Origin of the sequence: Staphylococcus sp. MZ3 (assembly GCF_018622755.1) — a bacterium.
Classification (GTDB): Bacteria; Bacillota; Bacilli; order Staphylococcales; family Staphylococcaceae; genus Staphylococcus; species Staphylococcus aureus.
Window position 1 is genome coordinate 2,644,336 of the sequence record NZ_CP076026.1, and the last position, 20,885, is coordinate 2,665,220.

Genomic DNA, 20,885 nt, shown 5'->3' on the forward strand with positions numbered 1-20,885 from the left:
GGCTGACCAAGCTTATTTTTGTTTACGTTTAAACGTTCAAATCAACTCGTTATTATACATGAAGGCATGTTAACCATTCTCTTCCACTGAAAACACTACTGTTCCAAACATTGATAGTCTTCTTTTGAAATACCCTTTCCGATAAGCACCAAATATTCTGGCACTTTTTTTGAAAATGCTACAGGTGTTAATTCATATTGTCCTTGTGTAAATTGAATGAGATACGTATGTGTGGTGTCTTCAAATGTCATAAACCCTTTTAACCTATAAATATGAGACGGAAGGCATGCTAAACGTTTTATAAACTGTGCTTTAGTACATTTGGCTGGTGATTGCACAAATTGATGATTTATTGTTTTGTGTAATGATTCATGTTTATTTTCAGAAGTTGCTGTCATTTGGCTAACTGATATTGGCAAAGTGACGCTGCCATGCATACCAACTTGTATATCGGCCTCTGGGTTAATAACTTCTAAATCTTTCAATAGTTTGCTCGTCGTTTCAACATCTGCTGAATCTATTTTATTAACAAATAAGACAGAACAATATGCTAATTGCTCATAAAATAAGCCTTGGATGTCTTTAGGGAATGATTTAATGTGTTTATACATGCTTGCGTCTATTACACCAATCATATGTGTAATGGTTGTAAACGGAGCTAAAATAGGCGTTAAACAAGCATCTAAGACAGAGACTGGTTCTGCAATCCCACTACATTCAATAAATACAATGTCTGGTTGCTCTTTTAAATATAATTGATGTAACTGTTCTGATACATCTGCTTTCATTGCGCAACAGATACACCCCTCTGTCAGTTCACTTAAAGGTATGTCTTCAGATACTAAGGCACCATCAACACTCATTTTCCCAAATTCATTCATGATGACTGCTGGTTTCAGCGATTCCTTTAATGATTCAGCGAGCAAATGATTTAAGACAGTCGTTTTACCGCCACCTAAAAACCCACCTATAATAACTATTTTCATCTGCGACTCTCCTCTTATACTTCATATGAATAGCATATTCCAAGATAGATCTCCTATTGACTGACATGACTCTATATTCAGTTATAGTTCATTTTTTTAAATAATCAGCATTACTATTTTAACAATGATGCCTACACCAATAACTAAAGACAATGATGTCACCATTTGCTTTCCAATTAATTTTAGTGCTGACTGACCACCTAAATGTTTCAAAAGCATCGTCATTGTGACCGAGCACGCTGTAAATGTTGAACTAAAAAACACAAGTAGTAGTAACTGTGTTGCTGTCATTCCTTGTAATAAGGCGCCCTGATGCAAATTAAACAAGAGCATGCCGTCTTTTCGAATCATTGAAAATAAAATCCCTGGTGACAATTCTGACGAGATGCCTAATAACGATAATATAGGTGTAAATATTTGTGATAAAACATTCAAAATTGGCGTTAGTGATAAAATACTAACAATAAGACAGATTGTGATAAAAATAGGTAGCGCTTGAACGATAAACATTTGTATATTTTGCCACATTTGTAGCAACATTTGACGTATATTTGGCATATGTAATTGCCTATCATAAGGTAGCGGAACGCTAAGTTGTTGATCATTCTTTTTCAACCATATCCTATTATGTAAGATGCCACCTAAAAGTACTAATATTAAGTACGGCATAAATAGCCATGACTTTCCAGCTACACTAAAAATAGATAATGTCGCACCTATTTGATAACTACAAGAACTACCAAAGCTTATTAAACTCATACACTGTGTCTTCGTGCAGGTATGGCATTGGTGTGCTGCTTGTGAAATAGCTGCTGCATTACATCCAAACCCTTCTAATAGTGGCACGATATCATTACCTTGTAATCCTATCCGTAACATTGATGGTTCAATTGCCCATATCATCCATGATTTGAATCCTGTTTGATCAATTATAGCAGTTGATAAACTAATCAATATTACAACCGGCAATGCCCATACGAGCGAATATGTTCCAAGTGATAGCACACCATAATCACCAAATAATATATGCTGTAATATATCGTGATTGAGCAATGTTGTTTGAGTTAAATATTCTATCCATGCTGATACATACTGATTTTGAAACCAATCTGAAAATTGATAAGCGATACCGATTGGTAATGCAAACATTAAAAATATCAACAACCAGGCTAAAAATGTCGCACTTATTTTAGGTCTTAAATGTCGTCGCTCATGTTGAAATAGTGTCAATTGTTCTATCACATGTTCACTCGCTATAGGCGAAGAAACTACACTTTCTGCCAATGAAATATCTAATTTCTGTTTTATGATTAATAATCTTAATTTCGCTTTTTCTGTTGCGGTAAGTTTATCCGCATGACTAATAACCAAATAATGAGGTTCATTAGGTATGGGCGTATAATGCCCAGTTCTCATATCATATTTCACTTCTAACATGTGCATGACACTTCACAACATGAATAATCATCTAAATACATTTGATTTTTTTGATAATTTTCAATGACATCTTGTTTAGCTGGTAAGCCTTCCCGCTGTGTTAAAAGATGTGCAAGTACTGCAAATCGCGCTCTAAATTTATAGATATAGCATAATTTGGCATTATCATTTTCAACTGTCGCACCAATCATAAAAATATTCGGATAACGTGTCGATTCATCATGTGTTGTTAATTTAATATCTTGATTTGTTGTCGCAAATAATTGTTGAACGATTGGATTTTTTGTTGCATCAAAGCCAGTTGCTAGTATTGGTTCATGAGGCGTATGCACACTTTGTCCGCTATCAAAACTGATATGATACTGTCCATTGTTAAAATCAATATCTTTAACTGTATAATGTACATTCATTTCGATGCGAGCACCTTGCTTAATGACATTACCTAGTCGCTGACGTGTATAAGGTGACAATCTAACACTAGGATCAGCATCCGGATCATTTAAACCGGTTGTGCTAGTATAAAGTGCGATGTCAGAGCCATTTTTTGCAAGTTGATATGCAGCATCAAAGCCACTTTCATTACCTCCGATAACCACATATTGCCCCTTATTAAAGTTATCAAAGTCTTCAATTTCACTATAATGAATACCATATTTAAATGGCTTTTTAGGGAAATTATAATCACCTGTTGCGACAAAGATATAATCCGCGTGATATGTCTCTGTTGTCGTTGCAATCGTATAAAATGCATCATCTACAGATATATTTGTGACAACTGTATTTTCAAAGATAGTCAGCTCGTAATGGTTGGCAACCACTTGTAAATATTCAGCATATGTTTCTCCGGAAATATGTTCTTCATTAAATGTAAATGCTGGTGAAGTATCCATGGAAATTGCATTCATATCAGGCATGCCAAATCCATTAGACGTAAATGATGGCGTAATCGTAAGGGTCGATTTCGGCCAATGTTTAAATGAATGTCCTACTGTTCCTTTTTCTAAAATAATGACATCTGTTATACCGAAATCTTTTAAGGTAATGGCCATACCTATACCTGCAGCACCGGCACCGATAATAGCCACTTTATGATGTTGCATATTAACACTCCCTCAATGATCTATTTCAAGTTATTGTTTTTGGTTATAAATCGTAATAATTACGATTTATAAAGTATAGACCTATCCTTGAGAAATTTCAATATTAAAAGAAAAACTTCCGCTATTGTAGAGGATTCATCTACATTTCGGAAGTTGGTATGTGTCTTTTTTATTAAATTTAAAGATGCTACGGTTAGTTCAAATGATTATGAATGACATTTCATGGTATCATCCAGCCTCAGTACTTGGAGATAACATTTTGGCGGTGAGACAGAAATCATATTTTTACAAAATTTATTGGGGTGTAACTTCTCCACGTTGTATTTCACTATCCAAATTTTGTTTCATATTTTCAAACAACTCTTGAAATCTAACCTCATCTTGATCAGAATAACCTTTAAAAATAACTGAATCTATATTTTCCTCGTTAAAATAATAAATTTCATCTTCCACAACACCAATCGGATATTTACATGCAGAATAGTCAAACATATACTTTTGATTTTCAATTTCTACAATTGGTCCTCTATTAATAATCATTAGCTTTTGCGAACCTTCTTTTAAATAAATAATGCTTCCTATTGTTTCCATTTATTTTCCTCCTTTGTCACCGTCTCAATTTCAACATTCCTTCGCATTTCCAAGTCAATCATCTCTTCTTCTGCTTTACGAATGCCATGTTGAATTTGCTGTTGCTGCTCGTATAACGCTTCCGTTGAACGTCGTTTCGCAAAATGAAATTCATCGCGGAACTGTTCCATACGACTAGCCATATTGCTACTATAATAACGCTCACCTAAATGTTGATATAATTGATCTATCGAATGATTAAGCGCATCACTTTCATCTATCAATGCTTTAACCTCTCGCTTTTCATCATATAAGTCATCCATTTGCTTATGTTTCGCTGTGATTATTTTATTGATTTCATCCAGTTTATTCGACATCATTTCACCACGTTTTAATTTTTACCAATTTCATTACCAATCATTACGTCAGTTTGGTCAAAAGCCTCACCAACTTTTTGTATATTATCGCTCGCAGTTCGTATTGCTTCAGCAACAGATTGATTCTTACTCATCAAATCATCTATCACACTATGAGCATTATTATTTCCACTTACTGTTGTACTTTCATCTTTATCCGGTTTCGACACATTATTACATGTTTCAACAGCGCTTTTAATAGATGATGATGCACTATTGGTCTTAAAAATATCACTTTGAACTGTACTCATCATTTACACCTCTCTCCATTTAAATTATTTTAAAATTATTAGAAACTGTATCAATATATGATATTCAAACATTCAATTATACTTAAATATTGTTTTATGATTATATTCAAAATTATTGTATCAATAAATATGTATCATTCCTAGAATTTTATTGAACAAAAAGTTATAAAATCACTTTTATTGCAACTCAACCTTGTTTTACATTACAGAAATTAACAATAGCGATTAAAATTTTATTTTCCAACAATAAAAAAGCACAAATATTTTTATTGAGGCAGCTGTATCGCTTCTCATTGTAAAAATATCTGTGCATATTATCTATTTATCTCAATCTAACGTCTTAACTAACTTGTTGTATCTTGTAAAATCTTATCCATAGAATGCGCAACACTATCACGGTACATTTCACCAAATTTCAATAAATGGACCATCAATAAATATAAACGATAAAATTCAAGTCTATAGGATGCACCTTTTGCGAGTGGATAATGTTTATTATACGCATCATAAAATTCGCTCGTAAAACCACCAAATACCGTTGTAATACCGATATCGAATTCTCTGTCACCATATAATGGTGCTGGATCAAATAATGCAGGACGTCCATCTTTTAAAAACATATAATTACCACCCCATAGGTCACCATGTAATAAAGACGGTTTACTTTGATGCTTTTCTAATTCCGCCACAATTTGACGTCGCACTTTGTCATATACTTTGATATCGTTGGCATCCCATAGCCCTCTATTTAGCAACTCATCTTTCAAATGGTCCAAGCGCTTGTCGACAAAAATGTTACACCAATCGTCTTGCCAATGATTATCAAAAGAAATATCGCCACCTTCATAAGGTAATGAGAAGCCAAATTTGCCTTCTTCTTGTTGCTGACTGTGTAATTGAGCTACGAGTTGCCCTAATTGGCGTTGACTCCCTGAAGCCCCTTCTTCTAAATACGTCATCACTAAATACGCATCACCGTTAACCTCGCCACTTGCAATTACTCTAGGTGCCGTGATACCTGCACGTTCAAATTCATTTAAACCTGCAATTTCTGCAGCATAAAATGATTCTTTACGTCCACGTTGGACAAGTAAGAAAAATGTATCCGTATCTGTTTCGACTCGATATGCTTCGTTTACATCACCACCACTCACTGGTGAAATCTCTTTAATATCTTTTAAAGGTAAATGCTCTAACCATTGTTCATTCATACAAACACCTTCCAATCTACTTACTTTATACTATAATATTGCCTAATTAGGATGATTTAATCTTAAAAACGTTATTCAAACTTGCGTCAATTTTCAAAACTTTTTAGTTTTAACTAGGAAATTATGTAGGGAAATGCTAGTCTATTAAAAGAATATATTTCACATATATTAAGTTGAGGATAGTAAGCCTCAAATATAATGAAATAGGAGCATACTCATGTACAAATTAATTAAACCTTTCTTATTCAAAATCGAACCCGAAAAAGCACACGGACTAACTATCGATGCATTAAAAACGTTACAAAAGTTTCCGGTTTTATTCCCAGTCGTCGATAAACTATTTACTTATAAGAATCCAACGTTATCACAAGCGATACAAGGTAATACGTACGACAATCCAATTGGCTTAGCAGCTGGTTTCGACAAATCTTGCGAAGTACCAAAAGCATTGGAACACCTTGGATTCGGTGCTTTAGAATTAGGTGGTATCACACCTAAACCTCAACCGGGTAACCCTCAACCACGCATGTTTAGATTATTAGAAGATGACGCCTTGATAAATCGAATGGGCTTCAATAATATTGGTATGAACAAAGCACTAAGTCATTTGCGTAAAAATGCTTATCAAGTACCTGTTGGTATCAATGTTGGTGTGAATAAAATGACACCTTATGAAGCGCGTTATCAAGATTATATAAAGGTTATTGATACGTTTAAACACGACGTTTCATTTTTCACAGTCAACATCAGTTCTCCAAATACTGAAAATCTTCAAAACTTCCATGATAAAGATGAATTTTCAATGTTATGCCAAGCTTTAACAGCATTTAAAAAACAACATGATGTAACAGTGCCAATTTATTTAAAACTAACGTCTGATATGGATTTCGATGGCTTAAAAGCACTATTACCAGCGATTACTGAGACATTTGACGGTATCATCTTAGCAAACACAACGCGACAACGAGATGGTTTAACTTCTGCTAATAAAGTCGAAGAAGGCGGTTTGAGTGGTCGTCCATTATTTGAACGTAATTTAAAATTGATTAAGTATGCTTATCAGCAAACAAATGGTGAATTTTTAATTATAGGTACAGGCGGCGTATTCAGTACTGAAGATGCAATCAAAATGATGCGTCACGGTGCGTCACTTATTCAAATTTATTCATCACTTGTTATTGAAGGCCCAGGTTTAACTAAGAAAATGAACAAAGGCATCGCACGTTACTTAAAAGATCATCATTTTGACAATGTCAGTGATATTATAGGACTAGATGCCTAATCCAACATAGTCAAATAATACTTTAAAACTTGCTGAATCGTCTTATTAAAATTATGATATAACTCAAGAAGATATATTTATCACCATTTTTCAAAATAATGGCTTAAATATCACATATCATTAAATATAGCGTTTTATAACGGAGGCGTTTGTTATGACTAAAGAAACAGATAATAAAAAAACAGTAGCGACTTCTGACAACAAAGACACACAGCAACAAAATCAAACTGAAGAAGATGAACGTCAAGGTTTGAATGGTTATCGTAAAACAGATCTTGATTTAGAAATTGAGCAAGAGCTACGTGAAATGATGAAAACAGGAGAAAATGAAACGAAAAATGACTACAAAAAGTTTAAAGTGTTTTCACTTATTTCAACACTTGTCATTGTCATTTTAGCAATTATAAGATTTGTTCATAAAATGATGTAATTAGAGTGAGACATTGTTTTATGTCTCAGGATCCAGTTATTCATTATAGCTACAATATTTACGATTATATAAATAACCCGAGATTTTAGTATGATTCATTTCACTAAAATCTCGGGTTTCTATTTGATAATTTTTAATGGGATATGGCATGTATACGAGCCTGCCTTTTATCTCATTTCCAATGATTAATCTGGATATTGTTCTAAAAATGCTTTCGCTTCTTTATTAACTGTTTTAAAATCAATACCTTGTTGCATCGCTGCAAAGACACATCCACAATAACACTGCCTAAAGATATTATAGTCATTACACATTTCTATGGAACGCTCATAACCTTTACTTTTCTTAAAATCACTTGGCAAATAGTTCACATCGTATATTTTTTGGACATCCATACCAAGTTCATTGATTAATTGTGCGTTCTTTTTAGGTGATAATGTGATTGCACTGCCAAAATAATCATAGCCATGTTCTACAGCTGCTTTCGCTACAATATCCAAACGCATTTCAAAACAAGCGGTACAACGTAAGCCGCCTTCTTTTTCATCAGCTAATTCTTTATCCTTCACCATTTTCACAAACTTATGCGGTTCATAAGGTGCTTCAATATACTTCACATTCGCACCAGTCTTGCGATTAAAATCTTCCACAAATTGTTCTTGCACTTTAGCACGTCGTAAATATTCATTTTTCGGATGAATATTTGAATTCGCGAAATAAATTGCAATGTCTGCATATTGTGTTAAAAACTCTAATGTATATGTACTACAAGGTGCACAACAACTATGCAATAAGATTTTAGGTCTGATTGCTTCTCTTTCCCACTGCCCGATTAATTTCTTCAACACCTTGTCATAATTAATTTTTTGATTTTTCATTTTACTGATAATAGGTTCAGCATTAATCATGATTTAACCTCCCACATTTAATCATTAACTTCTATTATATATGATTCATATTAAATGTCAGTCAAAAAAAGTTAGAAATTCATTTTAATGCATTTATATTTCGAAAGTCCCTTATGTATCTAAAAGCATTTTTAAACTTGAATTTTAAAACACTAAACAACACATACGTCTCTGTGTCATTTTCATTTTTTGTATGTCATATATATGTTTACTTCATTTAAATCAATTTCATCTTACAATTTATCGTGTATTTTACAAAAGATTGACTTCAATTCATCGTAAAAGTTATACTTTTGCCATTTTTTAATGTAACATGGTGTTAGTAATAAAAATAATACATTGAGGTGTTTTATATGACAGCATTATTCCCTTATATCGCTTTTGAAAATTCAAAAGAAGCCCTTGCATATTACGAAGAAGTATTTGGTGCAACTGACGTTAAACGTTTAGAAGTTGGCGAAGAACAAGCGTCACATTTTGGCATGACTAAGGAAGAAGCGCAAGAAGCAACTATGCATGCTGAGTTTGAAGTGCTTGGCGTAAAAGTGCTATGTTCTGATTCTTTTGGTCGCGCTGACAAAATTAATAATGGCATATCATTATTAATTGATTATGATGTTAACAATAAGGAAGATGCTGATAAAGTTGAAGCATTCTATGAGCAAATTAAAGATCATTCTTCAATTGAAATAGAATTACCGTTTGCTGACCAATTCTGGGGTGGCAAAATGGGTGTCTTTACCGATAAATACGGTGTTCGTTGGATGTTACATGGTCAAGACTATACTGCAATCCAGCAATAATGTTATTGATAAAGATATCATTTAATAAGCTTAGGTTATTTAGCAAGGCAAGCCACTCTCGATTCATGGCTTGCCTTATTTTATTGTATATTTTTAATTATCGTTTCTGGACTCAAGGTATTTTTGCGAGATGGACAGATAATCCAAATATCGAAGATTTGATTCAAGCACAACAAGAACACCCTCTGTTCGATGATTTTTGGAAACAGCGTCAAGTGCCATTATCACAAATTAAAACACCTCTACTAACATGTGCCAGTTGGTCTACACAAGGTTTGCACAACCGTGGCTCTTTTGAAGGATTTAAACAAGCTGCATCTGAAGAAAAATGGCTATATGTGCATGGACGTAAAGAATGGGAAAGTTACTACGCTAGAGAAAATCTCGAACGCCAAAAATCATTCTTTGATTTTTACCTTAAAGAAGAAAATAGCGATTGGAAAGATACGCCTCATGTCATTTATGAAGTTAGAGATCAATTTTATAAAGGCGAATTCAAATCAGCGTCAGCGTTCCCTTTACCTAACACAGAATATACACCATTGTATTTGAATGCTGAAAATCACACATTGAATCATGCAAAGATTAGTAGCGCGCATGTCGCACAATATGACTCTGAAGATAAACGACAAGATGTAAGTTTTAAATATACGTTTGACAAAGATACTGAGTTAGTTGGAAACATGAACTTAAAACTATGGGTAAGCACTACAGACTCAGACGATATGGATTTATTTGCAGGTATTAAAAAGTTAGATCGTCGTGGTAATGAAGTTAACTTCCCTGATTTTAATCATATTGAAAATGGTCAAGTAGCTACTGGTTGGTTACGCGTATCACATCGTGAATTAGATCAAGAAAAATCCACAATCGCGCAACCTTGGCATAAACATGAAACAGAATTAAAGTTGTCACAAGATGAGATTGTACCTGTTGAAATCGAATTGTTACCTTCAGGCACGCTATTTAAACAAGGCGAAACATTGGAAGTTGTTGTAAAAGGTAGTGAAATTGTAATTGGTAATAGTACCCCTGGCATGAAAACGCGTTATGAACATGAAGAAACCGTAAATAAAGGCATGCACATGATTTATACTGGTGGTAAATATGATTCACAATTAATCATTCCTATCGTTAATTGATATGCAGCAATTACGGTCGCTTTTGATTAAAAGTGACATAGTGATAGAAGAGAAGGCCACACTCTTGGAATCTTAAACCAAGGTGTGGCCCTTTTTATTATTGATGGCTATTTAATTTTATAAATCTTGTCACTAAACTTACTACAAGCAATATTAAACCACTAAATAAAGCCATTATTGCTGTATTACTTCCGTTGTTTACTCCTGTTTTTGGCAATTCTTTCAATTGTTGCTTATGTACTGACTTGCTCTTGCTATCCAAATGAATACTTTGTTGTTTAGCCATTTGTTTATTACTTTTTGTGTGAGTATCATTTGCTTTAACACTTGGATTTACAGCACCATTATTCGATGTTACATTTGCGTTTTTCAACTGCTTGATAACTTTTGGATCTTTCGTGCCATCCATTAAATTATCTGGATGTTTTAGTAAATGTCTACAATCCGATACTATTCCAGATTTTTTTGCCTTTACCGCATTATTCTGCACCTCATTATCATCTTTCAACTGCTTGATAACATCTGGATCTTTCGTGCCATCTATTAAATTATCAAGTTTTTTCACACGTGCTATGTCACTAACTGGCCCAGGATAATTTGCATCCGGTTGTCTAACTGGTATTAAATTGCTGTTTTCATTCACACCTTCAGGCTTGTTATTTTCGGCGTTCGCATTATCCGTAAAAATCAACACTGATAAAATTGCAACAAATAAACTTATAACTTTTTTCATCATATCCACCTTCTTCAGACCATCATTCTATTTTGTATAATTTTATTATATAATTGCTATCAATTCAATATTTTTACTTCACGAAACTAAACAACATGTCATTAACTTATCTCGTTAAGTTAAGAATTCTATTTTCTACCAAATAAATTCTGAATACTGTTTTAGATAATCAATTCACAAAACTATTTCTTTATAAATATGTCCATCATTTAACACTGATAAAATTGCAACGATAATACCTTTATTTCTATTACGCTAACCCAATTGGCATAAAAATAAAAACCCCTAATGGATAACTACATTGTTATCTACTAGAGGTTTCTAACTTATACTATTTTATAACACTATCGTATTTTCTTTTTCATGAATCATTTCAATAATGACATTGTCTTCATTCATTACTGCTACTTTAGGTGCATGGTTTTGAATTTCTTCTTCATTCAACTGTGCATAAGTCATGATTATGACTACATCGCCTACTTCAACAAGTCTTGATGCTGCACCGTTTAAACAAATTTTACCACTACCTCTTTCACCAGCTATTACGTATGTTTCAAAACGTGCACCATTATTATTATTCACGATGGCTACTTTTTCATTTGGCAAGATGTCTACCGCTTCCAATATATCTGAATCAATCGTAATGCTACCTACATAATTTAAATTTGACTCAGTCACTCTTGCTCTATGAATTTTAGCATTCATCATTGTTCTTATCACTTTATTCAGCTCCAATTATTATATTATCTATTAAACGCGCTTTTGAAAATTTAACAGCTAACGAGATAAATATGCGTCCAGTTATTTCGTGTTGTTCTACTAATTGAGGATAACTATAAACAGCAACTTCTTCAATGCGTCCACTTATATGTGATTCAAGATATTCAGTAACCCTGTCTATAATTACTTTACTTTGACGTTCACCGTCTTGATACAACGCTTGTGCTAATAGCAAACTTTTACTTAAATGTACCGCTTCTTGTCGTTCTTGCTCTGTTAAATAAACATTTCTTGAACTTTTCGCCAAACCATCTGCTTCTCGAACGATATCAATACCAATAATTTCAACGGCATGATTGAAGTCTTTTACCATTTGCTCGACAATAGCCAATTGCTGGGCATCTTTTTTACCAAAATAAGCATAATCCGGCATAACAATATTAAATAGCTTATTAACTACTGTTACCACCCCATCAAAATGCCCTGGACGCTTCGCTCCTTCTAACACATCAGCTAATGGACCTACTTTGACATCAATACCTAATTCACCTGGATACATATCTTCTACTGCAGGATGAAAAACAATGTCCGCCCCTACTTCTGATACTAATTCTAAATCTTTATCAATTTGTCTCGGATAAGCATCGAAATCTTCGTTTGGACCAAATTGTAATGGATTAACAAATACACTCACAACTGTAATATCATTTGTACTAACTGATTCGCGTACCATCGTTAAATGTCCATCATGTAAGGCACCCATTGTTGGGATAAAACCAATCGTTGTTCCTGAGCGTTTGGCTGCTTTAACAATGTGTTGCATCTCTTTTACCGTAGTAATCAGCTTAGTCATTGTTATTAACCTCATTCATAATTTTCTTTTTATACGTATATTCTTCTGATGGAAATGCACCAGATTTAACTTCTTGATCGTATTGTTTTAAACCGTCCACACCAACACTAAAATCAGCAAATTGCTTCACAAATTTCGCTTTATGTTCAACACCATAATTTAACATATCGTGATAAACCAATACTTGACCATCTGTACCTTTTCCTGCACCAATACCAATGACTGGAATTGTTAAGTGCTTGCTAATTTCTTCTGCTAAATCATTTGGAATTGCTTCAAGTACTAACGCAACTGCACCAGCTTGTTCTACATTTTTCGCATCTAAAATAAGTTGCTCCGCTGCTTCTTTCGTTGCACCTTGTAATTTATACCCCATAACGCCAACACTTTGAGGTGTTAATCCTAAATGTGCAACAACAGGAATACCAATTGCCGTTGCTTTTTCAATAAATGGTGTAATATGCGCTCCTTCTGCTTTAATTGCATTTGCATTCGTCTCCTGATAAAGCTTTAGAGCATGATTTAAGTCTTGTGTCATAGAGATGCCTACTGCACCAATCGGCATATCAACAACTACAAATGTATTTGGTGCGCCTCTTCTTACTGCACGACCGTGATGAATCATATCTGCTAACGTCACTTGTACGGTACTTTCATAACCTAATACAGTCATACCAAGTGAATCCCCAACAAGAATCATATCAATACCCGCTGCTTCCACTTGTTTAGCACTTGGAAAATCATAAGCTGTTACCATAGAAATTTTAGTTTGCTTTTGTTTCATATCTATTAATTGACTTACTGTTTTCAATGTTATTCAACCTCTTTTTGCAGTATTATTAGAAATAGTATAATGAATCTTTTATAGAAAGGAAAGAAGAAGATGTTATCAGTTGCGATTATAGGCCCAGGCGCTGTCGGTACAACTATTGCCTATGAATTACAACAATCATTGCCTCATACAACGCTTATCGGGAGACACGCCAAAACAATAACATATTATACTGTACCACATGCACCTGCACAAGATATTGTTGTGAAAGGTTATGAAGATGTCACAAACACATTTGATGTTATTATTATTGCAGTCAAAACACATCAACTTGATGCAGTTATTCCTCATTTAACTCATCTTGCACATGAGGACACGCTCATCATTTTAGCCCAAAATGGTTATGGTCAACTCGAACATATTTCATTTAAAAACGTATGCCAAGCAGTTGTCTATATAAGTGGTCAAAAGAAAGGCGATGTTGTTACGCACTTCAGAGATTATCAATTACGTATACAAGATAATGCATTAACTCGACAATTTAGAGATTTGGTCCAAGACAGTCAAATCGACATTGTATTAGAAGCAAATATTCAACAAGCTATTTGGTATAAATTGTTAGTTAACTTGGGCATTAATTCTATCACAGCACTCGGTAGACAGACAGTTGCAATCATGCATAATCCTGAAATACGTACACTGTGTAGACAGCTATTACTAGATGGTTGTCGTGTTGCACAGGCAGAGGGGTTAAACTTTTCAGAACAAACTGTCGATACTATTATGACTATATATCAAGGTTATCCCGACGAAATGGGAACGAGCATGTATTACGACATTGTGCATCAGCAACCTCTTGAAGTCGAAGCGATTCAAGGCTTTATTTATCGCCGTGCACGTGAACACAATCTTGACACCCCATATCTTGATACTATTTATAGCTTTTTACGCGCGTATCAACAAAATATGTAAGCACATATATAATATAAAAAGACCTTAACGATGCATTTAGAACCACCTGTTCCTAATATCGCTAAGGTCTTTTAATTATATTAGACTATTCAGCTTCTCTAATTTCTTCTGCCACATCTTTATAGTCTATTTTCGCTTTAACAAACGTCTCGTTATTTACCGGGAAATGTTGTTGGAATGTTTCAAAGTTTTGTATCTCAACGACAACGTCATCCACTTCAAAGTCAAGAACATGTCCACCATAAGCTCTTTCATCATCCGCAAAATGTATATGAAAACCAGCAGACCCTACGCCATGAAATAATTCTGGTGTAAAAAATCCAACAATGGCACCACGAATATCTTGTCTTTTTTCCTCAGGTTGTCTGCGTGCTGAATCAATCAAACGTGTATATGGCGGTTGCTGAGCAGGCATCATTCGTACATGCATATGTTTAAATGTGCCATAAATTTTAACAGCCGAAAATAAATTCTCACTTAACATTTCATTTTTAATTTGTGCGAATACATCATCTTGTGATAATTGTTGCAATGAAAATGTCTTACTCGCTTTAAAATTAGTAATCGATGCATACGGTACTTTCTCATCGCCTTTTAATTCTATAAATTCTTTATGCTCGTTAGCATGATATGCCTTCCCGTCTAAAAATATTACTTCGCCATCAGACCCTGTTAACGTTGCAATCCCTAAATTTCCATGTTCTAACAATTCATTAATTGTAGCTGTTCCTTCTAGTAAGCCAGCCATTAACGTACCTAATGTACCATGTTGATACAAGACATTCGTCATTCCAAAACCATCTCCCTATAGTTATTCCTCGTTGTCATGCTCTACTTCGTGCTTAATGCAGAACTACTTTCCTTTATACTCAATGACGCCTCGGCATTTCGATTCATGTCACTAAATTTTCACGAGTCATAATACTTTATTCAATTATTATTTTACGCAAAAGTTTTGCCTCTATCAATGCTTGCTAAAAAAATGGACCTATCAGTGCCACATGTTACTGCAACACTAATAGATCCTCTTACCATTAATATATTTCTAATTAATACTTAAAATAGGCTTAGTCTTCTAATAAATATTTAATTGAATCAAATGTATCTTCTAATGTTTTAACAGATTTATCGAACAACGCTTGTTCTTCGGCACTTAATGGCATTTCATAAATTTTAACTGCGCCATGTTGGTTAACTAATGTTGGTACACCTAGGTAAACGCCTTTGTGACCACCATATTGACCATCTAATTGTATAGAAACATTTAAGACATTATTTTCATTATTTAAAATGGCTTTTGAAATGCGCATCAATGCTAATGCAATACCATAGTATGTTGACCCTTTAGCTTGGATAATTTCATAAGCAGCGTCACGTGTATTTACATAAATTTCTTCCGCTTTAGCTTCGCTACCAGTTTGTTCTTTTAATGTGTCATATACTGAAATACCTGCTACATTTGCTTGTGACCAAACTGCAAGTTCAGTATCACCATGCTCACCAATAATACTAGCGTCAACACTTGAAGGTGCAACACCAAGTTCTTGGCTAATTAAATATTGTAAACGTGCACTGTCCAATACAGTACCTGAACCGATAACACGCTCTGCTGGCAATCCAGTATATTCTTTTACAAATCTTGTTAAAATGTCTACAGGGTTTGCCGCGATTAAGAAATATCCATCAAAGCCGCTATCCATTACACTCTTAACAATGCTCTTCATAATCTTAGTATTTTTTTCAACTAATTGTAAACGTGTTTCACCTGGCTTTTGAGGTGCACCAGCTGTAATAACAACTAAATCTGCATCTTTACAGTCTTCGTATTCACCTGCTTTCACATCAACTGGTGAAGGACTGTGGACTGTACCATGGTTTAAATCTTGAACATCTGCTTTTACTTTGTCTTTTGCAATGTCAATAATTACAAATTCATCAGCAACACCTTGCGTAACCATTGCAAAGGCATAGCTTGATCCTACAGATCCATCTCCGATTAATACAACCTTTTTACCAAATGTTTTCATAATTATGTCTCCTAACCTAATTGAATTTATTTTACACGTGACTACACGTAAAAATATCTATACTGAAATTAAAGATTAACAATTTTATTTTATTATAATATTATGCTACCAAATTACAAACATAAAACTGAGATGTAAGCGGAGTCAAATTACACTCTAACGCCAATAAATATTGATATCTCAAGCTTTAGCACGTAATTTGAAATTTGTGACAATTTTTAGCATTCTAAAATTGCGTAATGACGCTATTTAAAGGCTTTAACAAACTATTGAGCTTTCTATTTTTTTCATTTTAAAAAGGATGGCTATCCGATTTAAATGACTTACTATATAACCTCCTATTTTCCGCCTTACCCTCATCATATTTGATGCATCTTTTTATAGTCAAAAAATTACATTTCATACAAACTAACCAATCAGACATAAACATGAAATTGATTTTAAAAATATAATGCGCAAAATTGTTAGAAAATTAGCAAAAAATAGTACTTATTCATTTAATATCTGTTATAATCAGTTTTATCATTTAAAAAATCTATGGATGTTATCAAGACAAGTCATTAATACGTAACATAAAGTTGTGATTTTTCAGAATTTTTAGACAAAATATTGATTATTTGTGCTATGATATAACATATTAAAAAACACCGTATAGAATTGTTTATGAATGTTTGGGAGGAAAGTTTATGGGAAGTTTTTTCAATAAAATAGCACGAAAAGAGGATCCGGCTATCTATCAAAATAAAGATGGTCATTTAAAGCGTACACTTCGGGTGCGTGATTTCTTAGCTTTAGGTGTAGGAACAATTGTATCGACATCTATCTTTACGCTACCTGGCATTGTTGCTGCAGAACATGCAGGACCGGCCGTTGCGTTATCATTCTTACTCGCTGCTATTGTTGCTGGTTTAGTTGCATTTACTTATGCAGAAATGGCTGCCGCTATGCCATTTGCAGGTTCAGCCTATTCTTGGGTCAATGTATTATTTGGTGAATTTTTTGGATGGGTTGCCGGTTGGGCTCTATTAGCTGAATATTTTATCGCCGTAGCCTTTGTTGCATCAGGATTCTCAGCGAATTTACGCGGACTTGTGAAACCAATTGGCATCGAATTACCTGCAGCATTATCAAATCCATTTGGTACGAATGGCGGTTTTATCGATATTATTGCTGCTATCGTTATTTTATTAACTGCATTATTACTATCACGTGGTATGTCAGAAGCAGCACGTATGGAAAACATTTTAGTTATTTTAAAAGTATTAGCTATTATTTTATTTGTAATCGTAGGTTTAACAGCAATAAATGTTAGTAACTATGTGCCATTTATTCCAGAACACAAAGTAACTGCTACAGGTGACTTTGGTGGATGGCAAGGCATATATGCTGGTGTTTCAATGATTTTCTTAGCGTATATCGGTTTCGATTCTATCGCAGCAAACTCAGCAGAAGCACTTGACCCTCAAAAGACAATGCCTAGAGGTATTCTTGGTTCTTTAAGTGTTGCTATCGTATTATTTATTGCTGTAGCACTTGTGTTAGTTGGTATGTTCCATTACTCACAATACGCAAACAATGCTGAACCTGTTGGTTGGGCTTTACGTCAAAGTGGTCATGGTGTTGTAGCAGCTATTGTTCAAGCTATCTCTGTTATCGGTATGTTTACAGCATTAATTGGTATGATGTTAGCAGGCTCACGTTTACTTTATTCATTTGGACGTGACGGCTTATTACCTTCATGGTTAAGCCATTTAAACGACAAACATTTACCTAATCGCGCACTAGTTATACTTACTATTATTGGTGTTTTAATTGGTTCTATGTTCCCATTCGCATTTTTAGCACAATTAATTTCAGCAGGTACACTTGTTGCATTTATGTTCGTTTCATTAGCAATGTATCGTTTGAGAAAGCGTGAAGGTAAAGATCTACCAATTCCTGCATTTAAATTACCTTTATATCCTGTGTTACCAGCAGTTACATTTGTTTTAGTATTGCTAGTATTCTGGGGATTAGGATTCGAAGCGAAATTATACACTTTAATTTGGTTTATTGTTGGTATCATTCTATATTTAAGTTATGGACTTAGACATTCTAAGAAAAATGACGTAGCTGAATACCACCCACCAAAATAAAAATCAAAAAAATCATTTCCCATCTGATTAACATCCAGATGTGGAAATGATTTTTTATTTTATATTAAGATAATCGCTATTACCAACCTTGTCCAGATATGTCATATTGATCTAAGTTACCTGCTTCCAAAGCAGTCAGTGCATCTTCTATAGTGTTTAACGCCGTGTCTAATTGCTCATATGTTATCACCAATGGCGGTTGGAATCGCAACACATTTCCTGCTACAGCTATAATAACTACGCCATGCTCAAAGCAGTAATTACAAATTTTAAGTGCCGCACTGGCATCACGTGTTTTGAATTTTTTGTCGGAAACAATATCAATACCAATGCTCAGACCTTTACCTCTAACATCGCCTACACTATTGTATTTAGATACCCATTGATCCATTCGTTTCCTAACATATTCCCCTTTTTCCGCACTAGCCTGAAGAAGCGACTGATCTTCAATCATTTGAATTGTGGCTAATGCAGCTTCACAACTAACTGGATTAGCACCTGTTGTAAATAAATGTGCTGGCGCTTCTAAACAATTCATAATCTCTTTGCGTCCAACAATTGCTGACATAGGCATACCACCTGCTAAGGATTTTCCAAAAGTGATTAAATCAGGCGTAAAATTAAAATGCGAGACTGAACTCCATGTACCTGTTCGCCCAAAACCTTGTTGAATATCATCGACAGCGATTAAAATACCATGTTCACGACAAATCTTTTCTAACGCTTCAAAATACCCTGGAACTGGTTCTAAAAGTCCACCATCGCCTTGTATCGTTTCAATAACAATACATGCTACTTCGTCAGCAGGTACATATTTCGCAAACATTTCTTTTAAGGGTGCTAAATATTCTTCTACTGAATTAGCTTGCGGCTGCTCGTACATACCACGATATTTATCTGGAAACGGAATATGATAAAAACCATTCAATAATGGACCATAATGTTTGCGCATATTTAAACTAATAGCTGACATAGACAACGAGCCAAAAGTTGAACCATGATATGCATTAGTGAAACTAATGATATAAGGGCGCCCTGTATATGCTCTGGCAAATTTAATGATGCCATCATTTGCGTCTGATCCGGTTAATCCGAAAGTCACTCTTTTTTCAAAATCTCCAGGTGCAATCTCACAAAGCTTCTTAGCTAAACGTACCAACGGTTCATGATACATATATGCTGGTGTATAATGAATAAATTTATCAACTTGTGCCTTTATCGCTTCTGTTACTTCTCTAGGTGCATGACCTACGTTTTGAGAACTCGCACTCGATAACAAATCGATATATGTCTTCCCCTCAATATCAACCAATGTTGCTCCATATCCATGATCAATCGCTAACGGATAATATTTAATACGTCCTGATTTCGCAAAATAATGTTCATCCTCTTGAATTAATTGATGTGCTTTACTCATATACATTCCCCTCCCATTGACAGTATTAATATGCAAGCAAAGTGGCCTCTCTTAAATCGATTATAAAATCCGATTTAAAATCCTGCTCAAATACCGTCATGCCTCTATGAATACTATCCAATATACTAATAAAATTCAGATTTGTAAATATATTCTGATAATTAAGAATTTTATATCAATCTACTTTGTTTATGCGCATAATTTTGTTCGATTAGGGAATTGTTTACTATATTTCATTTGACTCTGAGGTGATACGAATGCGTTTAAAAGTATTGTTCCATTTCATTGCTGCTATTTTCATATCATTCATGTTGCTATGGATGACCATGTTGTTTGACTTAATAAGCAATCAATCACATTTAAAAGCTTTATTATTGAATTTAGATTTTCTAATTCCTTCTGACAATACACCATATATTCTAGAAATAATATGTCACTTACTAATTGGTAGCGTCATTTATTTTGTATTTGTGTTGCTGTTTCATACTTCTAAATGGCTTTACTATCTATGTTATATCCCTTTATTTTTCTTATTTATAGCATTGTATCCCTTTTTAGTATTTATTGCGCAACGTCCAATTTTTCAATTTAGTGTGACAGAATTAATCGGTTGGATTATTACACATATTTTCTTTATGTCATTAATAGCGTTAGTCATACCTAGAATAAAATAATATTTTTAATTAAACTGACAATTATTTTTCACATTTTATACACTTT

Annotated in this window: 21 protein-coding genes and 1 pseudogene; 7 read left to right on the forward strand and 15 right to left on the reverse strand. The window is 34.1% G+C overall.

What is annotated here, in order from left to right; genetic code table 11:
* Positions 1-95 precede the first annotated feature (95 nt).
* From KI230_RS13025 to KI230_RS13055, 7 genes are all read right to left on the reverse strand, one after another.
* Complete coding sequence (locus tag KI230_RS13025) at positions 96-986, reverse strand: CobW family GTP-binding protein (protein ID WP_000706522.1); 891 nt, start codon at positions 984-986, stop codon at positions 96-98.
* Positions 987-1,082: 96 nt separating this feature from the next.
* Positions 1,083-2,423, reverse strand: a complete 1,341-nt coding sequence (locus KI230_RS13030) for a nucleoside recognition domain-containing protein (RefSeq protein WP_000895191.1) — start codon at positions 2,421-2,423, stop codon at positions 1,083-1,085.
* On the reverse strand, positions 2,417-3,523 hold the full coding sequence (locus tag KI230_RS13035; protein WP_045178190.1) for an NAD(P)/FAD-dependent oxidoreductase: 1,107 nt from the start codon (positions 3,521-3,523) through the stop codon (positions 2,417-2,419). The genes KI230_RS13030 and KI230_RS13035 overlap by 7 nt, the downstream gene beginning before the upstream one ends.
* Positions 3,524-3,817: 294 nt before the next feature.
* Positions 3,818-4,114: a DUF4176 domain-containing protein gene (locus KI230_RS13040; protein ID WP_000447709.1), complete on the reverse strand. Its 297-nt coding sequence runs from the start codon at positions 4,112-4,114 to the stop codon at positions 3,818-3,820.
* Entirely contained in the window at positions 4,102-4,470 is a 369-nt protein-coding gene (locus tag KI230_RS13045; RefSeq protein WP_000066356.1) for a hypothetical protein, read from the reverse strand. Before KI230_RS13045 ends, KI230_RS13040 begins: the two co-directional genes overlap by 13 nt.
* A 14-nt stretch (positions 4,471-4,484) precedes the next feature.
* Complete coding sequence (locus KI230_RS13050) at positions 4,485-4,763, reverse strand: TIGR04197 family type VII secretion effector (protein WP_000987949.1); 279 nt, start codon at positions 4,761-4,763, stop codon at positions 4,485-4,487.
* Positions 4,764-5,104: 341 nt separating this feature from the next.
* Positions 5,105-5,971, reverse strand: a complete 867-nt coding sequence (locus KI230_RS13055) for a fructosamine kinase family protein (protein WP_045178193.1) — start codon at positions 5,969-5,971, stop codon at positions 5,105-5,107.
* Between the two features lie 217 nt (positions 5,972-6,188).
* On the opposite strand from KI230_RS13055, the gene KI230_RS13060 reads away from it, so the two are divergent.
* Complete coding sequence (locus KI230_RS13060; protein ID WP_045178195.1) at positions 6,189-7,253, forward strand: quinone-dependent dihydroorotate dehydrogenase; 1,065 nt, start codon at positions 6,189-6,191, stop codon at positions 7,251-7,253.
* A gap of 154 nt (positions 7,254-7,407) precedes the next feature.
* Positions 7,408-7,683, forward strand: a complete 276-nt coding sequence (locus KI230_RS13065; protein WP_029549944.1) for a hypothetical protein — start codon at positions 7,408-7,410, stop codon at positions 7,681-7,683.
* A 185-nt stretch (positions 7,684-7,868) separates the two neighbouring features.
* Here KI230_RS13065 and KI230_RS13070 read toward each other — a convergent pair whose 3' ends face one another.
* A complete protein-coding gene (locus KI230_RS13070) occupies positions 7,869-8,591 on the reverse strand; it encodes an epoxyqueuosine reductase QueH (protein ID WP_000606210.1) in 723 nt (240 codons plus the stop codon).
* 353 nt (positions 8,592-8,944) lie between these two features.
* Between KI230_RS13070 and KI230_RS13075 the strand changes: the two genes are divergently transcribed.
* A complete protein-coding gene (locus tag KI230_RS13075; RefSeq protein WP_000125708.1) occupies positions 8,945-9,394 on the forward strand; it encodes a VOC family protein in 450 nt (149 codons plus the stop codon).
* A 98-nt stretch (positions 9,395-9,492) separates the two neighbouring features.
* A pseudogene (locus KI230_RS13080) lies at positions 9,493-10,536 on the forward strand (CocE/NonD family hydrolase); the annotation flags it as partial.
* Positions 10,537-10,633: 97 nt separating this feature from the next.
* Here the strand turns inward: KI230_RS13080 and sasK are convergent.
* The 4 genes from sasK to panB all read right to left on the reverse strand — a co-directional run bounded on the left by sasK (position 10,634) and on the right by panB (position 13,653).
* The gene (sasK, locus tag KI230_RS13085) at positions 10,634-11,269 is read right to left on the reverse strand and encodes an LPXTG-anchored surface protein SasK (RefSeq protein WP_045178198.1); all 636 of its coding nucleotides are present in this window, start codon (positions 11,267-11,269) and stop codon (positions 10,634-10,636) included.
* A 336-nt stretch (positions 11,270-11,605) separates the two neighbouring features.
* Positions 11,606-11,989, reverse strand: coding sequence for an aspartate 1-decarboxylase (panD, locus tag KI230_RS13090; RefSeq protein WP_000621533.1), 384 nt, complete (start codon positions 11,987-11,989; stop codon positions 11,606-11,608).
* Between the two features lies 1 nt (position 11,990).
* The gene (gene panC / locus KI230_RS13095; RefSeq protein WP_000163742.1) at positions 11,991-12,842 is read right to left on the reverse strand and encodes a pantoate--beta-alanine ligase; all 852 of its coding nucleotides are present in this window, start codon (positions 12,840-12,842) and stop codon (positions 11,991-11,993) included.
* Complete coding sequence (panB, locus tag KI230_RS13100; protein WP_000860047.1) at positions 12,835-13,653, reverse strand: 3-methyl-2-oxobutanoate hydroxymethyltransferase; 819 nt, start codon at positions 13,651-13,653, stop codon at positions 12,835-12,837. Before panB ends, panC begins: the two co-directional genes overlap by 8 nt.
* A gap of 72 nt (positions 13,654-13,725) precedes the next feature.
* Between panB and KI230_RS13105 the strand changes: the two genes are divergently transcribed.
* The gene (locus KI230_RS13105; RefSeq protein WP_000953569.1) at positions 13,726-14,586 is read left to right on the forward strand and encodes an oxidoreductase; all 861 of its coding nucleotides are present in this window, start codon (positions 13,726-13,728) and stop codon (positions 14,584-14,586) included.
* A gap of 85 nt (positions 14,587-14,671) precedes the next feature.
* On the opposite strand, the gene budA is transcribed toward KI230_RS13105, so the two are convergent.
* Positions 14,672-15,376 carry an acetolactate decarboxylase gene (gene budA / locus KI230_RS13110; protein ID WP_000186125.1) on the reverse strand — a complete coding sequence of 235 codons (705 nt, stop codon included), beginning with the start codon at positions 15,374-15,376 and terminating at the stop codon, positions 14,672-14,674.
* A gap of 277 nt (positions 15,377-15,653) precedes the next feature.
* Positions 15,654-16,613 carry an L-lactate dehydrogenase gene (locus KI230_RS13115; protein ID WP_000846637.1) on the reverse strand — a complete coding sequence of 320 codons (960 nt, stop codon included), beginning with the start codon at positions 16,611-16,613 and terminating at the stop codon, positions 15,654-15,656.
* Positions 16,614-17,299: 686 nt separating this feature from the next.
* Here KI230_RS13115 and KI230_RS13120 point away from each other — a divergent pair.
* Complete coding sequence (locus KI230_RS13120) at positions 17,300-18,748, forward strand: APC family permease (RefSeq protein WP_000534428.1); 1,449 nt, start codon at positions 17,300-17,302, stop codon at positions 18,746-18,748.
* 79 nt (positions 18,749-18,827) lie between these two features.
* Here the strand turns inward: KI230_RS13120 and KI230_RS13125 are convergent, their stop codons facing one another.
* A complete protein-coding gene (locus tag KI230_RS13125; RefSeq protein WP_000030050.1) occupies positions 18,828-20,165 on the reverse strand; it encodes an aspartate aminotransferase family protein in 1,338 nt (445 codons plus the stop codon).
* 257 nt (positions 20,166-20,422) lie between these two features.
* Between KI230_RS13125 and KI230_RS13130 the strand changes: the two genes are divergently transcribed.
* The gene (locus KI230_RS13130; RefSeq protein WP_045178200.1) at positions 20,423-20,839 is read left to right on the forward strand and encodes a hypothetical protein; all 417 of its coding nucleotides are present in this window, start codon (positions 20,423-20,425) and stop codon (positions 20,837-20,839) included.
* Positions 20,840-20,885: the final 46 nt, after the last annotated feature.

Excerpts from the sequence above, each read along its gene's own strand:
- KI230_RS13120 (WP_000534428.1), top strand. The coding sequence starts at position 17,300 with ATGGGAAGTTTTTTCAATAAAATAGCACGAAAAGAGGATCCGGCTATC.
- KI230_RS13075 (WP_000125708.1), top strand. The coding sequence starts at position 8,945 with ATGACAGCATTATTCCCTTATATCGCTTTTGAAAATTCAAAAGAAGCC.
- KI230_RS13050 (WP_000987949.1), bottom strand. The coding sequence starts at position 4,763 with ATGATGAGTACAGTTCAAAGTGATATTTTTAAGACCAATAGTGCATCA.
- KI230_RS13040 (WP_000447709.1), bottom strand. The coding sequence starts at position 4,114 with ATGGAAACAATAGGAAGCATTATTTATTTAAAAGAAGGTTCGCAAAAG.
- KI230_RS13030 (WP_000895191.1), bottom strand. The coding sequence starts at position 2,423 with ATGTTAGAAGTGAAATATGATATGAGAACTGGGCATTATACGCCCATA.
- KI230_RS13070 (WP_000606210.1), bottom strand. The coding sequence starts at position 8,591 with ATGATTAATGCTGAACCTATTATCAGTAAAATGAAAAATCAAAAAATT.
- KI230_RS13105 (WP_000953569.1), top strand. The coding sequence starts at position 13,726 with ATGTTATCAGTTGCGATTATAGGCCCAGGCGCTGTCGGTACAACTATT.
- KI230_RS13130 (WP_045178200.1), top strand. The coding sequence starts at position 20,423 with ATGCGTTTAAAAGTATTGTTCCATTTCATTGCTGCTATTTTCATATCA.
- KI230_RS13115 (WP_000846637.1), bottom strand. The coding sequence starts at position 16,613 with ATGAAAACATTTGGTAAAAAGGTTGTATTAATCGGAGATGGATCTGTA.
- KI230_RS13125 (WP_000030050.1), bottom strand. The coding sequence starts at position 20,165 with ATGAGTAAAGCACATCAATTAATTCAAGAGGATGAACATTATTTTGCG.
- sasK (WP_045178198.1), bottom strand. The coding sequence starts at position 11,269 with ATGAAAAAAGTTATAAGTTTATTTGTTGCAATTTTATCAGTGTTGATT.
- budA (WP_000186125.1), bottom strand. The coding sequence starts at position 15,376 with ATGACGAATGTCTTGTATCAACATGGTACATTAGGTACGTTAATGGCT.
- KI230_RS13045 (WP_000066356.1), bottom strand. The coding sequence starts at position 4,470 with ATGTCGAATAAACTGGATGAAATCAATAAAATAATCACAGCGAAACAT.
- KI230_RS13060 (WP_045178195.1), top strand. The coding sequence starts at position 6,189 with ATGTACAAATTAATTAAACCTTTCTTATTCAAAATCGAACCCGAAAAA.
- KI230_RS13055 (WP_045178193.1), bottom strand. The coding sequence starts at position 5,971 with ATGAATGAACAATGGTTAGAGCATTTACCTTTAAAAGATATTAAAGAG.
- panC (WP_000163742.1), bottom strand. The coding sequence starts at position 12,842 with ATGACTAAGCTGATTACTACGGTAAAAGAGATGCAACACATTGTTAAA.
- KI230_RS13065 (WP_029549944.1), top strand. The coding sequence starts at position 7,408 with ATGACTAAAGAAACAGATAATAAAAAAACAGTAGCGACTTCTGACAAC.
- KI230_RS13025 (WP_000706522.1), bottom strand. The coding sequence starts at position 986 with ATGAAAATAGTTATTATAGGTGGGTTTTTAGGTGGCGGTAAAACGACT.
- KI230_RS13035 (WP_045178190.1), bottom strand. The coding sequence starts at position 3,523 with ATGCAACATCATAAAGTGGCTATTATCGGTGCCGGTGCTGCAGGTATA.